The organism is Kordia jejudonensis (assembly GCF_001005315.1).
Taxonomy (GTDB): Bacteria; Bacteroidota; Bacteroidia; order Flavobacteriales; family Flavobacteriaceae; genus Kordia; species Kordia jejudonensis.
The window spans coordinates 1-468 of sequence record NZ_LBMG01000197.1 but is presented as its reverse complement, the minus strand read 5'-3'; the positions used below and the strand labels follow the sequence as shown (position 1 = coordinate 468).

Annotated in this window: 1 protein-coding gene; it reads right to left on the bottom strand. The window is 32.1% G+C overall.

Annotated features, from left to right (window positions below; all coding sequences use genetic code 11):
- A partial coding sequence (locus AA089_RS25375; RefSeq protein WP_046759429.1) for a hypothetical protein occupies nt 1–468 on the bottom strand: 468 nt, incomplete at both ends.

Below are 468 nucleotides of genomic sequence, written 5' to 3'. Positions count from 1 at the left end.
TTAGATCAAGGACATCAAATACATCATAGGTGTACTCATAATTTACAGATTGTTTTAGATAACCTTCTTCAGAAAAATGTCGTTCATTGATTAGTTTTCCTCTTTTAACATCATAATCAATCACATTTAGACTTGGAAACGAACTGTTACTGATTAAGAACGAATCCATTAAACCAACGTTGTTATAAGTGTATGTACTTTCAGATACGTTAGGATATGTATTTGAGGTTGTGTATTTATAAACAGAGTACCCATTACCAATTTCTTTTTTAGTAACCTTTTCATATCCCACAAAACTCCCATCGGTAAGCTCTAAACTGTTTTTTGTTTTATCAAAATAGGTAAAATAACGTTTCCAATCATTCTCTAGTGCTGTCATTGAGAAATTATGAGGAGAAAAGAAGGTGTTAGGCGCGTCAGTCGTTTTATTAAGGTATGCAAACGTTGGCATTTTATTGATATATCCTG